Source organism: Sphingopyxis witflariensis (assembly GCF_002205635.1).
GTDB lineage: Bacteria > Pseudomonadota > Alphaproteobacteria > Sphingomonadales > Sphingomonadaceae > Sphingopyxis > Sphingopyxis witflariensis.
In genome coordinates, this window is record NZ_NISJ01000002.1 from 462,192 (window position 1) to 483,868 (window position 21,677).

The window sequence follows — 21,677 nt, forward strand, 5'->3', positions numbered from 1 at the left end:
TTCCGTCGCCCTGCAGGTAAATCCGTCGCGACGGGACGAGCCGGACGCCCATGGATGGGATGAAGCGCAGGAGAGGGAGATTGCCTGGCCCCGCGTCGGCCGCGTTCAGCCCTCCGAACGGATCAGATGGTCGAAGGCCGACAGCGCGGCGGTCGATCCCTGCCCCATCGCGATGACGATCTGCTTATACGGCACCGTCGTCACGTCACCGGCGGCGAAAATGCCCGGCTGGCTGGTCGCGGCGCGCGCATCGACTTCGATCTCGCCGCGGTTCGACAATGCGATCGCGCCGTCGAGCCATTCGGTATTCGGGATCAGGCCGATCTGGACGAAAATGCCCTCGAGTTCGACAACATGCTCGTCGTCGCTGCCCCGATCACGATAGCGCAGCCCGACGACGCGCTCGCCATTGCCGAGCACTTCGGTGGTGAGCGCCGAGGTTATGATGGTGACGTTGGGCAGGCTGCGCAATTTCTTCTGCAGCACCGCATCGGCGCGCAACTCGCTGTCAAATTCGATCAGCGTGACATGGGTGACGAGCCCAGCAAGGTCGATCGCCGCCTCGACCCCAGAATTGCCACCGCCGATCACCGCGACGCGCTTGCCCTTGAACAAGGGACCGTCGCAATGCGGGCAGTAAGCGACGCCCTTGTTGCGATATTCCTCTTCGCCGGGGACGCCCATCTGGCGCCAGCGCGCGCCGGTCGACAGGATCACCGTCTTGCCGCGCACGCTCGCGCCGCTTTTCAGCTTCACTTCGTGCAGGCCGGTCGTGCCGCCGGGGATGAGCCGGACCGCTTCCTGCAGGTTCATGATGTCGACGTCATATTCTTTGACATGCTGTTCGAGCTGCGCCGCGAGCTTCGGCCCTTCGGTGTGCTGGACCGAGATGAAATTTTCGATCCCCAGCGTGTCGAGCACCTGACCGCCGAAGCGTTCGGCGACGACCCCGGTGCGGATGCCCTTGCGCGCGGCGTAAATCGCCGCCGCAGCGCCAGCGGGACCACCGCCGATCACGAGCACGTCGAACGCATCCTTCGCGGCGATCTTCTCCGCCGCGCGGGCGACCGCACCGGTGTCGAGCTTCGCCATGATCTGCGCCAGATCCATGCGGCCCTGCCCAAAGGGTTCGCCGTTCAGATAGACGGCGGGAACCGCCATCACCTGACGCCGCTCGACCTCATCCTGATAAAGCGCGCCGTCGATCGCGACGTGGCGGACATGGGGGTTGAGCGCCGCTATGATGTTGAGCGCCTGCACGACATCGGGGCAGTTTTGACAGGTGAGCGAGAAGAAGCTTTCGAAGACAAATTCGCCCTCAAGCGCGCGCACGGCGTCGAGCAGTTCGGCGTCTTCCTTCGGCGGATGGCCCCCGACGTGGAGCAGCGCGAGGATCAGCGAGGTGAATTCATGCCCCATCGGCAGGCCCGCGAACACCGCTTCGGCGCGCCCTTCATCGCCGCGGATCGCGAAGGACGGGCGGCGGGCATCGTCGCCGTCGAAGCGTGCGGTGACCAGATCGGACTGCGCCGCGACCTCTTCGACCAGACTGCGCATCTCGGCCGACTTGGGCGAGCCGTCGAGGCTCGCGACCAGCTCGATCGGACGGCGCAGATTGCCGAGATAGGTTTTGAGCTGGGCGGTCGTGTTGGCGTCGAGGATGGGCATGGGAGAGGGCCTTTCCGGGCAAGCGCAAGGCTTCGCGGCCGAATGGGCGGTCGCGGCGACTTGGCTACGATGTGTTTTTTGAGGGGGGTGAAGGCCGGGCGGGCGCGATGCCCGCCCGGCGATCCGGTAGTTGCGGCTCAGATCTTGCCGACGAGTTCGATCGAGGGAGCCAGCGTTTCGGCGCCTTCTTCCCACTTCGCGGGGCAGACCTGACCGGGGTTGGCGCGCACATAAACGGCGGCCTTGATCTTGCGGACCAGTTCCTCGGCGTTGCGGCCGACGCCTTCCGAGGTGATTTCCATCACCTGGATCACGCCGTCGGGATCGACAACGAAGGTCGCGCGGTCGGCAAGGCCCGAATTTTCACGCAGCACGCCGAAATTGTTGGCGAGGACGTGGTTCTGATCGCCCAGCATGTGATAGTTGATCTTGCCGATCGCCGGCGAGCTGTCGTGCCATGCCTTGTGGCTGAAATGCGTGTCGGTCGACACGGCATAGACTTCAACGCCGAGGCCCTGCAGCACTTCATACTGATTGGCGAGGTCTTCGAGCTCGGTCGGGCAGACGAAGGTGAAGTCGGCGGGGTAGAAAAAGAAAACCGCCCATTTGCCCTGGGTGTCGGTGTCCGACACGGGGACGAACTTGCCCTGATAATAGGAAGTGGCGTTGAACGGTTTGATCGAGCTTCCGATGATACCCATGGGAGAGTTTCCTTTGTTTGTTGCACTGCAATAATCTCTTGCAGGGGGGCAGGTATGCACCGCAGCCTCGCCCGGCAAGTTCAAAATATCTTGCAGACTTATCGGTAAAAGCGATCAAGACGCTTTTTGTAGCCACGCCGGAGCGATTAGCGGCCTGCGCGCACCCTATTCGTGGCCGGCGGCCGCTTCGGTCATGATGTCAATCACTTCGTGATCGAATGCATCGGCCTCGCAGGGGGTGATCTTGCGAAAGCGTCGCGCGCAATAGGCGGCGCGAGGACCCAGATCGGGCGCGCCCCGGAACCGCAGCGCGATGCCATGGTGGCCGGTCACCACATCGACCATATCGCCGATGACTTCGCGCACGATGAGGATTACGCCCGGACGGACTTCGGGCGGATAGCGTTCGTGGCGGCTGATGCACAGCGCCAGATCGTCGACATTCCAGTCGTCGGCCATCATCTGCCCTCCTCTTCCCATGTGCAGGCTGGCAAGGCGCAACATATCACACCACCGGCGGTGCGAAGAGGATTAAATGCGGCGGGCGATCAGGCTGCCCAAGGCGTCATATCCTCTTCCTGCGCGATCAGCGCCAGCCCGTGCGCGATCGAGGTCAGCTCATCGCCGCTCATGATCGCTGCCTCGCCGAAGCGCCGCGCGAACAGCGCGCGGATCGCGGGGGTCAGCGAGGTACCGCCGGTCAGGAAGACGCGGTCGATGGCGCGCTCCTGCACGCCCGCCGCGACGAGCGCGCGGTCGACGGTTTCCTCGACTGCCGCAACATCTTCGGCGATCCAGCCTTCAAATTCGGCGCGGGTGACCTCGGCCTCAATCTCCAGCCCCGCACCCGCGAAATGAAAATGCGCCGCATCGCCCTCGGAGAGCGCGCGCTTCAGCTGGCCGACCGCATCATAGAGCGGATAGCCCAGTTCATTTTCGATCACCGCGATCATCCGCCCGATCGCCGCGCCATCGACCGCGCTCTGTTGAAGCCGACGCAACTGGTCGAGCGTGCGGCGATTGCGCATCAGCGCGAGGCGCGACCAGTCGGCGAAATCGCGGAAATGCCCGCCCGGAATCTCGAGCAATTTGTCGAACGAGCGATAGAGCCCGCCCTTGCCGAGCATCGGCAGCACCAGCCGGTCGATGATGCGGTAATCGAAACGATCCCCCGCAATCCCGATCCCCGCGTGGCCGAGCGGCACGCAGCGCCGCGCGGCGCCGGGCTCGGCAACCTTGACCACCGAAAAATCGCTCGTCCCGCCGCCAAAATCGGCGACGAGCAGGGTCGCCGGCTCGGTCAGCCGCGAGGCATAGCTGAACGCCGCGCCGATCGGTTCATAGACATAATGGATCTCGGTGCCGAAACCGGCGAACATCGCGTCATAACGCTGGCGCGCGATGACGGGGTCAGGGCGACCCCCAGCATATTCCACCGGGCGTCCGACAACCACGCGGCGCGGCCGCTCGGCGAGCGGGGCACCCGCATGCGCGACGAGTTTGTCGAGGAACAGCCGTCCCAATTCCTCGAAGCGATAGCGTTTGGTGAAGATCGAGGCGGTGTCGAAACTCGCGCTGGCGGCGACCGATTTGAACGATTGCAGGAAACGGCTGTCCTGCGGGTAGGACAGATATTCGGCGATCGCCCACGGCCCGGCCTCGACCGCAAGACCGCCGCGGGCAGCAGCATCCTGCCAGAAGCAGAGCGCCGAACGAAAGACCGGCCCGCTCGACGCGGGGCCATCGAAGCCCACGAGTTCGGGGGTGCTATCATCGCCGGCGATCGCGGCGACGCTGTTGGTCGTACCGAAATCCAGCCCCAGGACCGGACCGGCGGGGCTGGTCGTCATATGCTTTTCTACTCTATGAAGCGCGCGCGGCCCATACGCCCGTGCAGGCCGGGCGCGAGCAGAGGGATTATATAGACTTTCGGGAGGGCAGGCCCATAGGCGCGTCGACGACGCGCATCAAGCCTCAGGGCAACAGGAATGCGTCGTCGAGCGCGGCACGATCGATCCCGCCGCACGGCGACGGAAATTTTCGGCGGAAACCTTCCACCTCTTCGGCGGTGGCAAGAACGCGCGCCTTGAACCGGTGGGCCAGCGAATGTCGGACCGGCAAGCCACCGGTGATCTTGATCCAGCTGTTCCAGCTGATGCCGATTTTGGTCATGATTTCGCACTGGCCACCGACGAGAGGAACGATATCGTCCACCAGTGCCGGATTCACGATGCACATGCGCTGCTTCACTTCGCTCACTTCAACCACCCCTCCGTTCCATCGATTCTTCGAACTTCACGCCAAATTTCAAAAAATGTTCTTGGTAGTTTCGTCAAAACATGGGACCAATATCGGGAAAATTTAAACATGACCGGAGAATCCTCTATGCTGACCGATGCCGACCGTCGCATACTCAAGGTGATTCAAGCGGAGGGCCGGATCACCAATCAGGAACTGGCCAATCGTTGCGGCCTGTCGCCGTCGGCCTGTTTCGACCGACTGAAACGGTTGCGCGAGCAAGGCTATATTCTTGGTTTCCATGCTCTGCTCGATCCGACCAAGCTCGACCGCGCGCTGTTGATCTTCATCGAAGTGCTGATGGATCGGACCACCGGCGACGTGTTCAAGGAATTCGCGGCATCGGTGTCGGCGATGCCCGAAATCCTCGAATGTCATATGGTCGCCGGCGGTTTCGACTATCTGATCAAGGTTCGCGTCCGCGACATGGAAGCCTATCGGATGTTCCTTGCCGAAACGCTCGTCCATATGCCCGGGGTTCGCGAAACCCGGACCTACGCCGTTCTCGAAGAGGTCAAGAACGAGACAAGCCTGCCTTTGTGACGCCATCGCAATAATCCGTCCTATCCGGCCAGGCGGCTTTTGCGCGCGCCATAGGCCAGATAGATGGCGGCCCCGATCAGGTTCCAGATCAGGAACCGGAACTGGGTCACCCCGGGCAGGCTGATGAACAGATAGATACAACCGCCGATCGCGATCGACCCGACGAGCCAGGGCATCGGCGCGCGAAACACACGCGGCAGGTCGGGTTTGCGAACGCGCAGGATGATCAGGCATAAACCCACCGCGACGAACGCTGCGAGCGTTCCCGCATTGGCGAGTTCGGCAATCTCCGACAGCGGGAAGAAGCCCGCGATCGCCGACACGACAAGCGCAGTGCCCACCGTGACTGCGACCGGCGTGCCCCGTTTGTTCAGCTTGCCCAGCCGCTCGGGAAGCATCCGGTCGCGCGCCATCACGAAAAAGATGCGACTCTGTCCGAACATAAAGGCGAGGATCACCGTCGGCAGAGCAACGACAGCAACCGCGCCGATGAAGGTTGCGACGCCGGGATGATCCAGCGTGCGCAGGACATGCGCGAGCGGCTCGCCCGAACTGGAGAAATCGAGGAAGGGCATCGCGCCGATGGCGGCGGCGGCCACACCGATATAGACGAGGGTGCAGACGACCATCGACCCGATGATCCCGATGGTCAGGTCGCGACCCGGATTCTTGGTCTCCTCCGCTGCGGTCGAAACAGCGTCAAAGCCATAGAAAGCGAAGAAGATAATCGCGGCGGCCGCCATCACCCCGCGCACCTGCCCATCGACCTCATGCGCCGCAAAGCCATAAGGCATGAAGGGTTTGAAATTTCCGGCGTCGAACGCCGGCAGCGCCAGTGCGATGAAGGCGGCAAGCGCAGCGAGCTTCAGGATGACAAGGATGATGTTGAGCGTCGCGCTTTCGCGCGTGCCGACCAGCAACATGCCCGCAACACCCGCAACGATGAAGATGGCGGGAAGATTGATGATCCCGCCGGCATGGGGCCCGGCGACGAGTGCGTGCGGGATATCGATCCCGGCCGACTGCAGAAAGCCCACGGCATAGCCCGACCAGCCGACCGCAACCGCGGCGCAGACGACCGAATATTCGAGCACGAGGCTCCACCCGATCACCCAGGCAACGCCTTCGCCGATCACGGCATAGCTATAGGTATAGGCGCTGCCCGATACGGGCATCAGCGTCGCGAGCTCGGCATATGCGAGCGCGGCGCAGATACAGACGAGACCGGCGATGATGAAGGCGATGAGGACGGCAGGACCGGCGCGCTCGGCGCCGACGCCAATCAAGGTATAAATACCCGTGCCGACGATCGCCCCGACGCCCAGCGCGATCAGATGCCACCAACTCAGCGTCCGGTGTAGCCGCTGCGTTTCGTTCATCGTCGTGATCGATTCGATCGATTTTCGTCTGGTCAAAAAAGACATGCAAATCCCCCTGCCCGACCATCACGACGATCGGGATCAACGCCGGTAACCGGGCGTCGACCCTTGCCACATGCGGCAAGAGACGACCCCGATTTCGGTTCGATAAGCTGGTTATTGGCCCAGGCGGGCCTTTTCGGATTCGACCATCGCCGCGACTTCGGCGAGCATCTGCTTCGCGTCGTATACGATGCCGTCCTTGATGGTGTATTTCACGCCGCCGACGATTTCCTGCTTGTTCGTTTCCGAATTCAGCCGCTGGAAACCCGTGCCATAGAGGGTCTTCAAATTTTGCAGCGGATTTTCGGGGACGATCACCAGATCGGCGAGCATGCCGGCGCGGACTGCGCCGATCGGCGGGGTTTCACCGCGGGGTTCGTACAGCGTCTTGGCACCCATCATCGTCGCAGCGCGGATCGTTTCGAGCGGTGAGAAGCCCGCTTCGCGCAGCAATTCCAGTTCCTCGACATAGGCGAAGCCATAGGTTTTGAAGATGAAGCCAGAGTCGGTGCCGACGGTGACGCGGCCGCCCATGTTTTTATAGTCATTCATCAGACGCATGTAGAGTTTGTAGAAATTCTTCCACGCAAACTCATTCTCGGTCGTCCAGTCGAAGAAATAGGAACCGTGATTATCGCGGGTCGACTGGAAATAGCTCCACATCTGCGGCGTCGTATAGCGGCCATGCCAATCGGCGTTGCGCGCGCGCATCAAATCGCGCGAGGCGGCATAGATGTTGAAGGTCGGATCGAAGGTGACGTGGCTCGCCTTCTGCGCTTCAAGATATTCCTGCCACTGCTTGGTCTCGGGACCGTTGACCTGGTCCCAGATCTCGGCGACTTCGCCGAAGCGGTGCTGCTCGTTGTTATAGTCGTAGTTCGCCGGGAAATCCTGGATCGCGCGGCCCTTAAGCAGCGATTCCATATGCCCGTAATAATGGGTGATCGTGTTCAGCCCGGCATCGCCGGCCTGGCGCCCGTTGAAATTGGCAACGCCGATCTGGCTGAGATGCGCGGTGGTGCCGAGGCCGAGCTTCTTCGCCTCGTCGAGCGCGGCCGAGAAGACGTCGGGGGTTTCATTCTCGCGGTTGAAGAATTTGATCCCGTCGATGTTATTCTTTGCAGCCCAGCGCACCCATTCGCGCGCTTTCAGCGGCGTGTCGACGACCCCACCGGCCCAACCGGCACCAAGCGTCTGATAGTTGAAGATGCGCGGTGCGGCGATTTCGTTGCGCGCCGAACGATTCTTCTCATTGCTGGCGACCGAGGGGGCGGCGAGCGGAACGCCGCGCACCGTCGTCACGCCATGCGCGAGCCACAGCTTGTAGGCATAGCTGGCGTCGGGCGCCTTGTCGGCGCCGGGCAGGTGGACGTGCATGTCGGTGAAGCCCGGCATGATATACATGCCGGTCGCGTCGATTTCATGATCGGCGTCGTTCGGCGCGCGGTTGGCGGCGGAGGGAAGCCCCGGCCAGCCCGCCTGCTTGATCGACGCGATGCGGTTGCCCTCAATAACGATGTCGAAGCGGCCGCGCGGCGGGGCGCCGGTGCCGTCAATGATCGTCACGTTGCGGATCACCATCTTGCGGAACGGCCCCGCCCCCTCACCCGGCTTGCGCGCCGGAGCCCCGGCGCTGATCGGGAAGGTTTCCGCGGCGGCAGGCTTTTTACCGTCGTCCTGATGCGCCGCTGCCGGCACCGTAAGCAACGCCGCCACCAGCGCGATTTTCGTCAAGTTCAACTTCATAATCTCTGCTTCCCCAGTTCGAATCATCTGTTTTGAAAAGCGAATGGGGAAGCGGCACCTTCCGGCACCGCCTCCCCATCGGCTCAGGGTAGTGGAACGCCTTCTTCGGGAAGGCCCATGCGCCGCTTTTCGGATTTCACCATTTCGGCGACGTCGGCGAGCAGCTTTTTCGCATCGTAAACGATGCCGTCCTTGATCGTATAGCTGACCCCGCCAACGCGCTCGAGCTTCTGCGTCTGTTCGTTGAGCCGAAGCGCGCCGGTGCCGTAAAGCGTCTTGAAATTCTGGAGCGGGTTTTCCTTTACCAGCACCATGTCGGCAAGCTTGCCGACGCGCACGGTGCCGATCGGCGGCGCGACATTGCCCTTGGGCTCGTACAGCGTCAGCGCGCCGTTGAGCGTCGCGGCCTGCACCACCTGGGTGGGGTTGAAGCCGGCTTCCTGAAGCAGTTCCAACTCCTCGACATAGCCGAAGCCGTAAGTTTTGAAGATGAAACCCGAGTCCGAACCCGCGGTGACGCGGCCGCCGATATTCTTGTAGTCATTGATCAGGTGCATGAATTTCTTGTAGAAATTGCGCCACCGCACCTCTTTCTCGGTCGTCCAGTCGAAGAAGTAGGAGCCGTGATTTTCACGCGACGACTGAAAGAAGTTCCACAGCTGCGGCATCGTATATTGGCCGTGCCAGTCGGCGTTGCGCGCGTGCATCAGGTCGCGCGACGCCGCATAAATGGTCATCGTCGGGTCGAAGGTGACGCCATTTTTCTTCTGGGTCTGAAGATAGTCCTTCCACTCGTCCGAACCGGGTTCGAAGCTTTCGCGATAGAGGTTCGCGACATTGCTGAAGCGATCCTGCTCATCCATATAATTATAGCTGGGGTCCCAGTTCTGGACCGGGCCTTCCTTCAGCAGCGATTCCATATGGCCGTAAAAATGGGTGACGGTGCCGAGCCCGGCATCGCCCGCATGCCGGGCATCCATCCGCGCAACGCCGATCTGGCTGAGATGCGCGACAGTGCCGATATGCTGCTTTTTCGCCTCGTCATAAATGGCTTCAAGCACTTCGGGCGGCTGGGTCGGATCGGCGGTGACCTTGATCCCGTCGATCCCGGCTTTGGCCGCCCAGCGTACCCACTCACGCGCTTTTTCGGGGGTGTTCGTCACGCCGCCGGTCCAGCCGCGCCCGGTGCCGGGACGGTGATAGGAGAAGATGCGCGGCGCTGCGATTTCGTTGCGCGCCGAACGCGCACGCTCGCTCAGTGCAATTTCGAACGGCGCAAGGTCGACGCCGCGGACCGAAGTGACGCCATGCGCCAGCCACAGCTTGTACGAATAGCTGAGATCAGGCGCCTTATCGTCGCTCGACCCATGGACGTGCATGTCGATGAAGCCCGGCAGCATATACATGCCCGTCGCGTCGAGTTCATAGTCTGCGTCGCGCGGCGCCCGGCCCTGAACCAGCGGCAGCCCGGGAGTGCCGGCGGCCTCGATCGCGGTGACGATGTTATTTTCGACAACGACGTCAACCGGGCCGCGCGGCGGGGCGCCGCTGCCGTCGATCAGCGTCACGCCGCGGATGACCATTTTGCGGAACGGTCCGGCGCCCTCGCCCTGCTGCCGAGCCGGCGCTGGAACCGCGCCCGCGCGCGCCTTCACCGGTTCGGCGGCGGGTGCGGCGGTCTGCGCCTGCACTGCGGTAGCCGAAATGGAGCCCAGCAAACCCAAGCTTCCAACTGCCAACGCCTGCCGTGCGACCAAGCCCAATTTCTTCATCATGCCCCCTCCCGTTCCCTATGGAAATCCTGGAAATTTTGAAAATTATCGTCGCGACTGCGGGTGCGTGGCGAAGAACATCCCGCCACGCACCCGGCCTGTCGTTAGCGGAACCGCTTCGCGAGGCTGAGACCGATCGTCCGCGGCGGCGCGCCGTGGGTGACCGTCAGGCCGCCGGTGTTCGCGCTGCTCGATTTGGTCGTGATCGCCAGCGCATCGAACAGATTGTTCACATAAAGATGCGCGCTCCAGTTCCCGTCGGGCGCCTCGACGCCGATCCGCGCGTTGACCAGCGCATATTCATCAACCTTGCGGCGATAGACGTCGGTCTTGGCGAGCGTCGAATAGGACGAACCCGAATAGCTGGCATCGAGGCGCACCGAAGCGTCGAGACTGTCGCTGAGCGACCAGCCATATTCGGCCGATCCGCTGACATTCCACTTGGGAACGAAGGGCAGACGGTCGCCCTTGCGGCCAGCAGCGACGACGACCTGGCTGACCTGATCTTCGGTCAGCTTGGCATCGGTGTAACCGACATTGGCGATCAGCGAGAGGCCGTCGATCGGCGAGGCGTTGAGTTCGGCCTCGACGCCCTTGATGCGCGCCGCGCCGACGTTCGAGATCAGCCCGAACACCGACCCCGCGCCCGAGGTGCGGGCCGAAACCTGCATGTTCGACCAGTCGATCTGATAGCCGGTCAGGTTGAAGTAAACGCCCTGGATCGGCTGGCTCTTGACGCCGAGTTCATAGTTCCAAAGGCTGTCGGCGGTGTAGGCGCTCAGCGCAGCCGGCAGGCCAATCGCCTGGTTGACGCCGCCGGGGCGGAAACCCTGCGCCGCCTGGGCATAAATCATCAGGTCGCGGCTGAATTCATACGACAGGTTGAACTTGTGGACGAAGCCGTTTTCGGTGGTCTGCGCTTCGGTATAGGCCGACGGGACCGACGCATAATGGATCTGTCCCTGATCGACGACGCCGCCCACGGTCTTGTCATATTCATACCAGCGGGTGCCGACTGTCGCGGTCAGCTTGTCGAAGAATTTGTACGACAGCTCAGCGAACAGCGCCTTCTGCTTCAGATGATCGTTGATCGTGCGATCATAATAGATGTTCGCAGGGATGAACGGATTGAGTTCGCCGCTCGCCGGATTGGCGCTCAACAGCGTCGAACGCACCCAGGATTTGCGATCTTCCAGATAGCCGCCGAAGGTCCAGTTGAACGGGCCGCCATCGGTCGACGAAAGCCGGATTTCGTTCGTCCAATTCTTCACGCCCTGCGGCTGATACAGGCTGGAGAATTGAATGGTCCGCGTCAAATCGAGATAGGGCGCAAGCTGTGCGGGTGTACAGACACCCCCTGCCGGCTTCAGGTAGGTGACGCAGCCTGCGGCGGTGTCGCGACCGTTGAAATTGTCACTGACGTCGCCGACGACGGTACGATCGCGGTCGAAATAGGTCGAAACTGCGGTCAGCGCGACCGGGCCGAAATCATAGCGCAGCGTGCCGCTGTAGATCCGGCTTTCGTCATAATTGCCCGATTCCGAACGCGCATTGGTCGTGTGGCGTTCACCGGTTTCAAAGAACCAGCGCGACGCATCGGTCGACACCTTGGTATAATAAGCGCCCAGATCGATGGTCAGCTCGTCGGTCGGGGTGAAGCGCAGCAAGGCGCGGCCGCTGTAGCTATAGCCGTCGTTGATATTCTTGGTGCCGTAATAGCTGTTGTCGATATAACCGCCGAACTGCTGATAGCTGCCGACGACGCGCAGCGCGAGCTTGTCCTCGACGATCGGCAGGTTGACCATCGCATCGACCGACGCCCCCGGGCTGCCACCCTTGACCGCCGACAGATTGAGGGTCCCGGCCCCTTCGAGCAGGTCGGTCTTGGGCTTTTCATAGATGATGCGGACGGTGCCGCCCATTGAACCCGAACCATAAAGCGTGCCCTGCGGCCCACGCAGCACTTCGGCGCGCTCGACATCGAAGACGCGGAAATCGGGGGTGCTGCCCGCCGCGTCGCTGGTCGTGCCGACCGAACCCGCCACCGGCGATTCGTCGTAGTAGACGCCCACCGTCGCTTCGCCCGCGCCGACGACGCCGCGCAGGATGACGCGGCGGTTGCCCGGGCCGTTGTCGACGATGCGCAGGCTGGGGGTATTCTGGGTCAGTTCGGTGAAGCTGGTCGTCCCGGCGCGCTCGAGCGAATCACCGGTCACCGCCGAAATGGCGAGCGGCGTATCCTGGAGGCGGGTGCCGCGCTTCAGCGCGGTGACGACGATTTCGCCGCCCGTCGCATGCGCGCTGCCCTGCTGCTCCTGATCTTCCTGGGCCATCGCCGGTGCGATGCCCGTCGCACACATTGCGGAAACCAGGAGCGCGGCGCGAGTGGAGCGGCCGACGCGACGCACGGAAATTCCTGTATTTTTCATTCTGTCTTCCCCTTTTTGCATTTTTGGCATTTTTTTCAGAACTATCACCAGACCAGCCGAAGGTGCGTGGTATTTTAACCCGAACGGCGTAGTTTATTCTGCTCAACTGTCATAAAGTTGAAAAATCTTCGAGTACTATTGATGGAAATTCGATAAATCGCCTAGATTCCAGCCAGTAGGCCCATGCATTGCCGGGCGGGAACGGCAATCAGCCCGCGCAGGCACGCATGATTCATCGAACCATATGCCCCGAGTTGAGTATTTGCTTTTTGAGGTATCGCCTTGTCGGCGGGCCCTCGCCCGGCCGGTCAGAAGCGCTTGATCGACAGCACTTCGAAAGTCTGGCGCAGCGTTTCGGTCGATCGGTCATAATCGGCAAGCGCAAGCGCCGCGATCAACGCATCGGCAACGCAGAGTTGCGCGATACGGCTTGTCATCGCCTCGGTCCGGAAGCGCGTTTCGCGTGCCATCGTAAACAGAACAACATCGGCATAGGCCTGGATCGGCGAACGTGCGAAATTGGTAATGACGATCGTACGCGCGCCAGCCTCTTTCGCGAGCCGCGTCGCGGCGACTGTCTCGTGCGTCGCTCCGCTGTGCGAAATGGTCAGCACCGCCACGTCGGGGTCGCAACGCGAGGCGCTGATCGCCTGGACATGGCTGTCGGTGACCACGCGGGCGTCGAGCCCGATGCGCAACATGCGATAATGTGTGTCTTCGGCCATCGGAGCCGAGGAGCCGATCCCATAAATCTCGACACGCTTTGCCGTGCGGATTGCATCGACGGCGCGCGCGAGCGACTGCGGATCGAGTACCGACAACGAATCACGTAGCGCCTGAATCCCCGAATGAAAAACCTTGCGGCAGATCATGTCCATATCATCGTCGCGCGCGACATCCTCATGGATGAACTGCACCGGCTCGACGATCTCGCGCGCAAGGCTGAGCTTCAGATGCTGGAAGCCTGAAAGGCCGATACCGCGGCAGAAATTGACGATGCTGCCCTCGCTCACCCCGACCGCATCGGCCAGCTCGGTAATCGACATCCGCACGATGCCCTCGGGCCGGGCGAGGATATAGTCGGCAATCCGCCGCGCGCCCTTGGCCATGCTGCCCTGCGCCACCCTCATTCGCGCCAGTGCATTTTCGACCGGCCTCTGATCGTCGGCCGCACCCCGGTGTCCTGCGGATTTTTCGTTCATATCCGGCAATTCTCTGACTGAATCCGCTGCCCAACCCCTTTGGGGCCGATCATATTACCCCAGAGCCCGGCCATATCAAAAGCAAACTTTCTCATTTTTATATAAACTGAAAAATGAGAAATTTTCATTCAACTGTCACATGCCGCGCCTAGCCGGGCCTCGAACATTGGTGCGGCGCAGCATCGAGTCGCTCAACGCGATCGACCTTTGCCCCACCAATGTGACCGCGATCCTTCAACAGGGGCAATATTGTGCAAAACTCTCCCAAATTTCGTGCGGCCGTTCGTCTTGGCCTGTTCCTGACCGCCAGCGTGCTGCCATGCGCCGCGTTCGCCGCCGAGGCAGCGGCCGACGCAGCCGACGCGATGGATGAGATCGTCGTGACCGGATCGGTGACGGCTGAAGCAACCGCGACTGCCGCACAGGCGATCGAATATGGCAATGCCGTCCAGATCATCAGCGCCGAACAGATTGCCGAGACCGGCGCGACCAACTTTGCCGAGATTGCCCAATTTCTGATCAAGGGCGCCAACATCGGATATTCACCCGACGAAGGCGAATATACGATCCGCCTCGACGGCGGCAGCGACCGCGACACGCTGGTCGTACTCGACGGCGTGCCGCTCTACGACCGCGGACCCGCGCTCGAAGATATCTGGGGCACGACGACGATCGACCCGCATATGATCGAGCGCGCCGAAGTGTTCCGCGGCGGCAACAGCCTTTTCTTTGGCAGCAACGGCGGCATCGGCGTGATTAGCCTGGTCACCAAGCGCCCCGACGGCACGAGCAAGTTCGAGTTGGGCGCGCAATATGGCGCGTTCAACACGCGCGAAATCTGGGGCAATGCCCGCTTCCCGATCGACGCCGACGGACGCCACAGCCTGATGGTCTATGGCGGCAGCATCCAGACCGACGGCCCGCGCATCTTCGCCCCCGAATCCTATGTCGACAATGTCGCCAAGGCCGGCGGTATCCAGAAATATCCCCTCAACCGCGGCAATATCGGCATCAAATATCTATGGCAGGTCGACGACAAGACCGAGTTGCGCGTCAACGGGCAATATACCCAGATCGAGTTCCAGGACCCCTTCCCCGACGCCGAAACCTTTTCACCCAACCGCGTGCGTTACCCGATCGTCGATTTCACGCTCGACCGCCGCTGGTCGGACAATGTCTACACAGAGATCGCGGGTTATTGGAGCAACCCGCAGCTCAACAACACCGAAACCTATCCCGAAATCTGCAAGATCGCTGCGGGTTGCATCGATCCGACGACCGGCAAGACGACCGCGTTCGGCGACGGCACCGGCAAGTCGATCCCCGCCGCGAACAAGGGCTTCGGCAAGGATTCCAAGATCGGCGGTTTCCGCGAGATGGGGCTGAACGTCCGCAACACCCTGTCCTTCCCCGATCTGTTCGAGCTGGTCACCGGCGTCCAGGTCGTGTCGTACAAGGATGATTCGGACCCGGTCTTCCCGATCCCGAACAAGGCGAACACGATCACCGGCGTCTATGCCGATTTCCGCCCGGTGCTCTTCTTCAGCCCCGATACCAAGCTCTCGCTCGCGCTGCGCACCGATTTCGCCGACAGCTTCGGGTCGCGCACGATCTGGAAATTCGGCTTCCGCCAGCCGATCGGCGATTTCTATATTCGCGGCAATGGCGGTACATCGTACAGTCTGCCGCGCACCAACGAGCTTTTCGCCCAAAGCCCCACGCTCGTCGGCAACCCCGACCTCAAAACCGAAGAAACCGAAACCTATAATGGCGGTATCGGTTTCTCCAAGGAATTCGGCAATGTCGCCGTCAATGCCGAAATCGGGGCGTTCCGCACCGATGTCACCAACCGCATCCAGACCACCTCGGGCCTGACGCCCAACACCTATTTCAACAACGACCGGACCACCCAGATCCGCGGACTGACCGCCGAACTCGACGTCCGTGTCGGCAAGGGATTCTCGTTCAACGTCAACTATACCAAGCAAAAGGCGCATCTCGACGGCAGCGACCTGCAGATCAACGAGACGCCCGAATATATGATCGGCGGCAATGTCAGCTGGCGTAGCCCCGACGAGCGTTTCCACATCACGCTCTTCCCGCGTTATCAGGGGCCTGAATTTGCGACCGGCGGGGTCAACAACTCGCTGCGCCACAATTTCGGCAATTATTTCCTGATGAACGGATCGATCGGATATCGGCTCGGCGACGAGCGGCAGCACCAGTTCCAGCTGCGCATCGTCAACATCTTCGATCAGAAATATGCCGAGCGCTATGGCTATGGAAACATGCGCTATAGCTCGGCGTTCAACCGCGGCGAGATTGCGGTCAACAGCCCCGAATATTTCTATGGCTATGAGTTCGAGGGCAAGCCGCGCAGCGTCTACATCTCCTACTCCACCAAATTCTGATCGTCCCGGGTCTGGCGCCGCAGACGGCGCCAGACCCGCCGAACCCGATTCACGATGCTGTCACAGCCCCCTCGTAGCTGCCCCCCGTCTTTCGGGTCGATGGAGCTTGCCTATGCGACGGTGGATCATGGCGGGCGTGCTGGTGGCGATGCTCGTCGCCGGCGCGGGCTGGATGGCCCTGCGCCCGCGGTCAGCGCAGCCGCCGCCACTGCGCGTGTTGCTGATCCCCGCCGATGGCGGGACCGAAAGCGGCACGCTGGCCGACTATCGGCCGATCTTCAACGCCGTGGCACGCCGCACCGGGCTCCGCTTCGACCTGAAGGTGGCGCAATCCTATGGCGGAGTGGTCGAGGCGATGTGCAACAATGCCGCTGACATCGCCTTCGTTGGGTCCGTCACCTATCTCCAGGCCCGCAAGCGCGGCTGCGCCGAGCCGCTCGCGATCGCGGTCAAATCAGGCCGTTCAGTCTATTATGCCGGGCTGTTCGTCCGGCCGGAATCGTCCATCCAATCTATCGCCGACCTGCGCGGCAAGCGCGTCGCCTTTGGCGACGTCAATTCGACCTCGGCCTTTGTTTTCCCCATCACCATGCTGCTCGATGCCGGGATCGATCCAGTTCGAGACCTGTCGGCGGTCCGCATGACAGGCACCCACGCCAACAGTCTCGCGACGCTGATCAATGATGAGGTCGACGCCGCGGCGCTCTCCTTCGATTCCTATGACAAGGCCGTCCGCGCCAATGTCCCCGGCGCACGGTCGCTACGCGTGATCGCGCGGAGCGACTCGATCCCCTATCCGCCACTGATCGCCAGCACGCGCCTGTCGCCCGCGCTGCGCGGGCAACTGCGCGCAGCTTTCGAGAATCTCGATGACAGCCCCGGCGTTACGCCCGCGATGATCCGCGGCTATGGCGGCGCGCAGGTCGATTCCTATGTCGGCCATATCGCGCCCGATCATTTCGCCCCCGCCGAGCGGAAGATGGCGCAGGTCAGCGACACCCTGAAGGACGAATTGCTGCGCAAGTCGGCCGAAAGGCCGCGCCGATGATCGACGTCCGCATCATCGATCTCAGCCTCCGCCATCCCGGCGGCGCCGAGGCCTTGGCGAATGTATCGCTCGACATTCCCGCAGGCCAGTTCTGTGCGGTGCTCGGGGCATCCGGCGCGGGCAAATCGACCTTGCTGCGGGTACTCGCGGAAATAACCGCCCCCAGCACCGGGAGCATGTTGTACTGTGGCGCGCCATCGGACACCGCGCTCCGTCGCCGCATCGGCCTGATCCCACAGGATTTTGCGCTGTGCGGACGGGCCAGCGTCGCGCGCAATGTCATGGCGGTCGCCGATATCGCCCTCTGGCGCTCCTTCATCGGCCTCTATCCGCAGTCCGAACGTGCGCGCGCCGCAAGGCTGCTCGCGGCACTGGGGCTGGAAGAAACCCATCTCGCGCGCCGCGCCGACAGCCTGTCGGGCGGCCAGCAACAGCGCGTCGCGATCGCTCGCGCACTGCTCCACCGCCCCGCGATCATCCTCGCTGACGAGCCCGTCTCCAGCCTCGACCCCGCGACCGGCGAAGCGACACTGGCGCTGCTTCGCAACGAAGCGCGCGACCTCGGCGCGACACTGATTTGTAGCCTGCACCAGCCCGATCTCGCGCGCCGTTTCGCCGACCGAATCATCCTGCTAGACGCCGGCCGTATCGTCTTCGACGGGACCCCTGCGAAGTTCGACGGTGACATCACCCGACCACGTTTGCTGGCGGTGGGGCAATGAAAACAGCCCTTCCCTGGCGCTTTCCGGCGATGCTCAACGCGCGCACCGTCGCGCTGCTCGTCGCAGCGTTTCTGCTGCTCTGCTACACCGGCCAGCGCGTCGAGATCGACCGGATGCTGGCGCTCAGCGGCGAAGCCATGTTGGCAACGGCGGGAATCACCGAGCGCTCACAGGTCGCCGAGGGGCTGGGCACAACGCTCATTCAACTGGCGCCAATCCAGCTATCGTCGCGGCGCGAGGTGAGCCGGATCGAAGATTTCGACCCCGAACGCCTCCCCCTCTTCGCGCGCATCGAAACGGTCGAAACGCCAGTCACCGAACTCAATCCCGAAACGCTGCGCCACGAAGAACGCGCGGTGCACACGGCATGGCTGGTCGAACCCTTCGGCTATGCCTTCCACGTCGCCGCAAAAATGCTCGAGACGATCGAGATCGCGCTTTGGGGTACCGTCATCGCGGTGCTGATCGGATTGCCGCTCGCGCTGCTGGGCGCAAGCAATGTCACCCCGCACCCAGCAATCCGCAGCATCGCCCGCGCGGCATCGGCTTTTCTCCGCGCGGTGCCCGAACTCATCTCCGCGCTTTTCCTCGTCATCGCCTATGGTTTCGGGCCGATTGCCGGGGTGCTGGCACTCGGCCTGCATGCGGCGGGCTTCCTCGGCAAATTCTACGCCGACGATATCGAGGATGCCGATCCGCTCCCGCAAGCCGCACTCGCGGCGATGGGCGCTGCGCGGCTGACGATTTGGCGCTGCGCGATCCTGCCGCAGGCGCTGCCGCAGCATATCGCCTGCACGCTTTACACCTTCGATCGCAACGTCCGCATGGGCGCGGTGATCGGCCTCGTCGGTGCGGGCGGCATCGGCCAGGAATTGAAGGGCCGCTTCGACATGTATGAATATGGCCATGTCGGCACGATCCTGATCGCCATCTTCATCGTCATCCTGGCGCTCGACCTGATCGCGTGCCGCGCGCGTCGGGCGTGGCGGTGACGCACATTTTCCTTTTCAACCCGGAGTAGTTTGAATGAGCGAGTCGAGACGACATTTCCTGAAAGCCGCCGGTGTCGCCGGATCGGCCGCCGCGTTCCACGCCAGCATCGGCCGGGCGCTGGCCATCCCCGCGAAGCGGACGACGGGCACGATCAAGGATGTGCGCCACATCGTCATCCTGATGCAGGAAAACCGGTCGTTCGATCATTATTTCGGGACGATGAAGGGCGTGCGCGGTTTCGGTGATCGCCATCCGATCCCGCTGCCCGATGGCAAGAATGTCTGGTTCCAGAACAATGGCGCGCGCGAACTGCCGCCGTTCCACCTCGACACCGCGCGCACCAACGCGCTGAAGGTGCCGGGCACCCCGCACAGCTTCTCCGACGCACAGGCGGCGTGGAATCAGGGCAAGTTCGGCCTGTGGCCCAAATATAAGACCGACTATTCGATGGGCTATTACAGGCGCGAGGATATTCCGTTCCAGTTCGCGCTCGCTGAGGCCTTCACCATTTGCGACGCCTATCATTGCTCGATCACAACGGGCACCGATCCCAACCGCATCGTCTTCTGGTCGGGCTCCAACTTCGACCCGGAAGTTGCCGCGACCGGCACCAATTGCCGCGACGACAAGTCCGAACCCAATAACCTCCGCTGCTGGATCAAGGGCGCGCTGCCCGAACCGGGTTATACCTATGCCGGCAATGCGCTCGAATGGGCGACGATCCCCGAAGTGCTCGAAGCCGCGGGCGTCGACTGGCGCATCTATCAGGACCCCAATGACAATTGGACCGGGGCAATGCACGGCGGGCTGGCGTTCAAAGGCTTTCGCGACGCCAAGCCGGGCTCGCCGATCTATGAGCGCGGCATGGCGCATCACTCGCTCGAGAAGCTCGCCGAGGACGCGAAGAACGGCACGCTGCCCGCGGTGTCGTGGGTGTTGCCGCCCAAGCAATGGTCCGAGCATCCTTCGGCCTCGACCCCGATCGAGGGCGCCGAATTCACCGCGCGCGTGCTCGATGCGCTGACCGCCAATCCCGACGTGTGGAGCGGCACGGTCTTCTTTCAGACCTTCGACGAGAATGACGGATTGTTCGACCATCTGCCTCCCGCCGCGCCGCCGTCGTACAACGCCGACGGCACGCTCGCGGGCAAGGCGACGCTCGCGCTGCCCGGCCATTATTTCGACGATCATGAGGATAAATATCTGTCGCGCGACGACAGCATCTCGGGGACGACGCGCCCCTTCGGGCTTGGCCCGCGCGTGCCGATGTATGTCGTCTCGCCATGGAGCAAGGGCGGCTGGGCCAACAGCGAAGTGATGGATCACACCTCGGTCGGCCAGTTTCTCGAAAAGCGCTTCGGCGTCACCATCCCGGCGATCAGCCCTTGGCACCGCGCGGTGTGCGGCGACATGACTTCCTGCTTCGACTTCACCAAAAGCGCCGACGCGGCCTTTCCCGCGCTGCCCGATGTCAGCGGATCGACCGCAATCCTCGACACGCATTTGCAGCGCCCCAAGGCGATGCCGCCGCGCGTGCCGCAGGACCTGTTCCAGGAAAAGGGCATCCGCCGCTCACGCGCTCTGCCTTATGTGCTCCACGTCGATGCCCGGATCGACGCCGCGGGGAAGGCGGTCGTACTCGACTTCGTCAATCAAGGCTCAGCGGGCGCTGTTTTCCACGTCTACGACAAGCAGAACCTCGATCGCATCCCGCGCCGCTACACCGTCGAGGCGGGCAAGACGATCGACGATCGCTGGGACGTCGAAGCCGATGGGGCGTTCGACCTGTGGGTGCTCGGCCCCAACGGATTCCACCGGGCCTTTCGCGGAAAATTGGGTCACGCGGCGCACGCACCGACGATGACCGCGCGCTATGAAGGCAAGAAGCTGGCATTTGCTTTCGTTAATGAAGCGGGCGATCCGCAAAAGGCGGTGATCGCCCGCGACGCCTATGCGCCCTCCGCCAGCAAGGAGATTGCAATCGCGGGTTACAGCAAGGCGATACAGGCGTGGCCGACCCCGAAGGATCATGACTGGTACGACGTGACCGTCACGCTGACCGGCATCGAAACCCGCCTCGCCGGGCGCATCGAGCGCGGCGTTCACGGCATCAGCGACCCCTATATCTTCGCCTGATAGCACCCGGAATTGCCGGGCAGGTTCATCACCTGCCCGGCAATTCGTGCGGAGCGACGCGCGACGGCAAGCAGACAGCACAAAGATTCGACCGCGGGCGACCGCGACAATCATGTCGTCAAATTTTGATGTGCTGAAATGGCCGCATGGCCAGGCCATTGAAAAATGCAGTCTTATGGAGCAAAAAAACCAAAATTACGGATCAAGATTTAAAGCCACGGTAGATCCATCGACCGATGAGAAACGTGGGCCACGCCAACACGGGCAAGACGATGCCGAAGAAAACGCTCTTGATGACCGCGGTTGACGCGCTTTCCATAGATTCCCAAGATATTTCATTGCTGCACCCATCAAATGGACCCCAGAACCAACCGGAGCACTCTTGAAGTGTTTCGATGTTGATTGCGAAGACCAAGGCCCACCAAGTGAAATATGGAATTTAAATCACTATCCCAAGCCGCTTCAAGCCTTTGCCCGTGTTCATGTCGCCCACTTCCGGAATCTATTAGCCCAACTCTCAGCAGTTTTAGGATCAAGACGCCGGTCTCCCAAGCTAATCATTTTTTAGCTTCGATGCTGGTCATTGT

The 21,677-nt window shown here is 62.2% G+C and carries 17 protein-coding genes; 7 read left to right on the plus strand and 10 right to left on the minus strand.

Annotated features, from left to right (window positions below):
* Nucleotides 1-105: 105 nt before the first annotated feature.
* From ahpF to CDQ91_RS06215, 5 genes are all read right to left on the minus strand, one after another.
* On the minus strand, nt 106-1,662 hold the full coding sequence (gene ahpF / locus CDQ91_RS06195; RefSeq protein ID WP_201791870.1) for an alkyl hydroperoxide reductase subunit F: 1,557 nt from the start codon (nt 1,660-1,662) through the stop codon (nt 106-108).
* 143 nt (nt 1,663-1,805) lie between these two features.
* A complete protein-coding gene (gene ahpC, locus CDQ91_RS06200) occupies nt 1,806-2,369 on the minus strand; it encodes an alkyl hydroperoxide reductase subunit C (RefSeq protein ID WP_088471827.1) in 564 nt (187 codons plus the stop codon).
* A 165-nt stretch (nt 2,370-2,534) separates the two neighbouring features.
* Nucleotides 2,535-2,831: a hypothetical protein gene (locus tag CDQ91_RS06205; protein ID WP_088471828.1), complete on the minus strand. Its 297-nt coding sequence runs from the start codon at nt 2,829-2,831 to the stop codon at nt 2,535-2,537.
* Between the two features lie 86 nt (nt 2,832-2,917).
* Nucleotides 2,918-4,219: an Hsp70 family protein gene (locus tag CDQ91_RS06210; protein ID WP_088471829.1), complete on the minus strand. Its 1,302-nt coding sequence runs from the start codon at nt 4,217-4,219 to the stop codon at nt 2,918-2,920.
* A gap of 124 nt (nt 4,220-4,343) precedes the next feature.
* Nucleotides 4,344-4,637 (minus strand): hypothetical protein, encoded by a 294-nt coding sequence (locus tag CDQ91_RS06215; RefSeq protein WP_088471830.1) that lies wholly within the window; start codon nt 4,635-4,637, stop codon nt 4,344-4,346.
* A 99-nt stretch (nt 4,638-4,736) separates the two neighbouring features.
* Between CDQ91_RS06215 and CDQ91_RS06220 the strand changes: the two genes are divergently transcribed.
* The gene (locus CDQ91_RS06220; RefSeq protein ID WP_201791864.1) at nt 4,737-5,210 is read left to right on the plus strand and encodes an Lrp/AsnC ligand binding domain-containing protein; all 474 of its coding nucleotides are present in this window, start codon (nt 4,737-4,739) and stop codon (nt 5,208-5,210) included.
* A gap of 20 nt (nt 5,211-5,230) precedes the next feature.
* Here CDQ91_RS06220 and CDQ91_RS06225 read toward each other — a convergent pair whose 3' ends face one another.
* The 5 genes from CDQ91_RS06225 to CDQ91_RS06245 form a co-directional block, all read right to left on the minus strand.
* Nucleotides 5,231-6,634 (minus strand): amino acid permease, encoded by a 1,404-nt coding sequence (locus tag CDQ91_RS06225; protein ID WP_088471832.1) that lies wholly within the window; start codon nt 6,632-6,634, stop codon nt 5,231-5,233.
* 111 nt (nt 6,635-6,745) lie between these two features.
* On the minus strand, nt 6,746-8,377 hold the full coding sequence (locus CDQ91_RS06230) for an amidohydrolase family protein (protein WP_088471833.1): 1,632 nt from the start codon (nt 8,375-8,377) through the stop codon (nt 6,746-6,748).
* A gap of 83 nt (nt 8,378-8,460) precedes the next feature.
* Nucleotides 8,461-10,149 (minus strand): amidohydrolase family protein, encoded by a 1,689-nt coding sequence (locus CDQ91_RS06235; protein ID WP_419722550.1) that lies wholly within the window; start codon nt 10,147-10,149, stop codon nt 8,461-8,463.
* Between the two features lie 104 nt (nt 10,150-10,253).
* A complete protein-coding gene (locus CDQ91_RS06240; RefSeq protein WP_237245844.1) occupies nt 10,254-12,578 on the minus strand; it encodes a TonB-dependent receptor in 2,325 nt (774 codons plus the stop codon).
* 308 nt (nt 12,579-12,886) lie between these two features.
* Nucleotides 12,887-13,780, minus strand: coding sequence for a MurR/RpiR family transcriptional regulator (locus CDQ91_RS06245; protein WP_088471836.1), 894 nt, complete (start codon nt 13,778-13,780; stop codon nt 12,887-12,889).
* 251 nt (nt 13,781-14,031) lie between these two features.
* Here CDQ91_RS06245 and CDQ91_RS06250 point away from each other — a divergent pair, with 251 nt between their 5' ends.
* The 6 genes from CDQ91_RS06250 (at nt 14,032) to CDQ91_RS20955 (ending at nt 21,397) form a co-directional block, all read left to right on the plus strand.
* Nucleotides 14,032-16,191: a TonB-dependent receptor plug domain-containing protein gene (locus CDQ91_RS06250; RefSeq protein WP_237245845.1), complete on the plus strand. Its 2,160-nt coding sequence runs from the start codon at nt 14,032-14,034 to the stop codon at nt 16,189-16,191.
* 112 nt (nt 16,192-16,303) lie between these two features.
* Complete coding sequence (locus tag CDQ91_RS06255) at nt 16,304-17,239, plus strand: phosphate/phosphite/phosphonate ABC transporter substrate-binding protein (protein ID WP_088471837.1); 936 nt, start codon at nt 16,304-16,306, stop codon at nt 17,237-17,239.
* Nucleotides 17,236-17,961, plus strand: coding sequence for a phosphonate ABC transporter ATP-binding protein (locus CDQ91_RS06260; protein WP_088471838.1), 726 nt, complete (start codon nt 17,236-17,238; stop codon nt 17,959-17,961). Before CDQ91_RS06255 ends, CDQ91_RS06260 begins: the two co-directional genes overlap by 4 nt.
* Nucleotides 17,958-18,953, plus strand: coding sequence for a phosphonate ABC transporter, permease protein PhnE (gene phnE / locus CDQ91_RS06265; RefSeq protein WP_088471839.1), 996 nt, complete (start codon nt 17,958-17,960; stop codon nt 18,951-18,953). Before CDQ91_RS06260 ends, phnE begins: the two co-directional genes overlap by 4 nt.
* A gap of 34 nt (nt 18,954-18,987) precedes the next feature.
* Complete coding sequence (locus CDQ91_RS06270) at nt 18,988-21,090, plus strand: phosphocholine-specific phospholipase C (RefSeq protein WP_088471840.1); 2,103 nt, start codon at nt 18,988-18,990, stop codon at nt 21,088-21,090.
* Nucleotides 21,091-21,202: 112 nt separating this feature from the next.
* The gene (locus tag CDQ91_RS20955; RefSeq protein WP_144036701.1) at nt 21,203-21,397 is read left to right on the plus strand and encodes a hypothetical protein; all 195 of its coding nucleotides are present in this window, start codon (nt 21,203-21,205) and stop codon (nt 21,395-21,397) included.
* Nucleotides 21,398-21,677 lie beyond the last annotated feature (280 nt).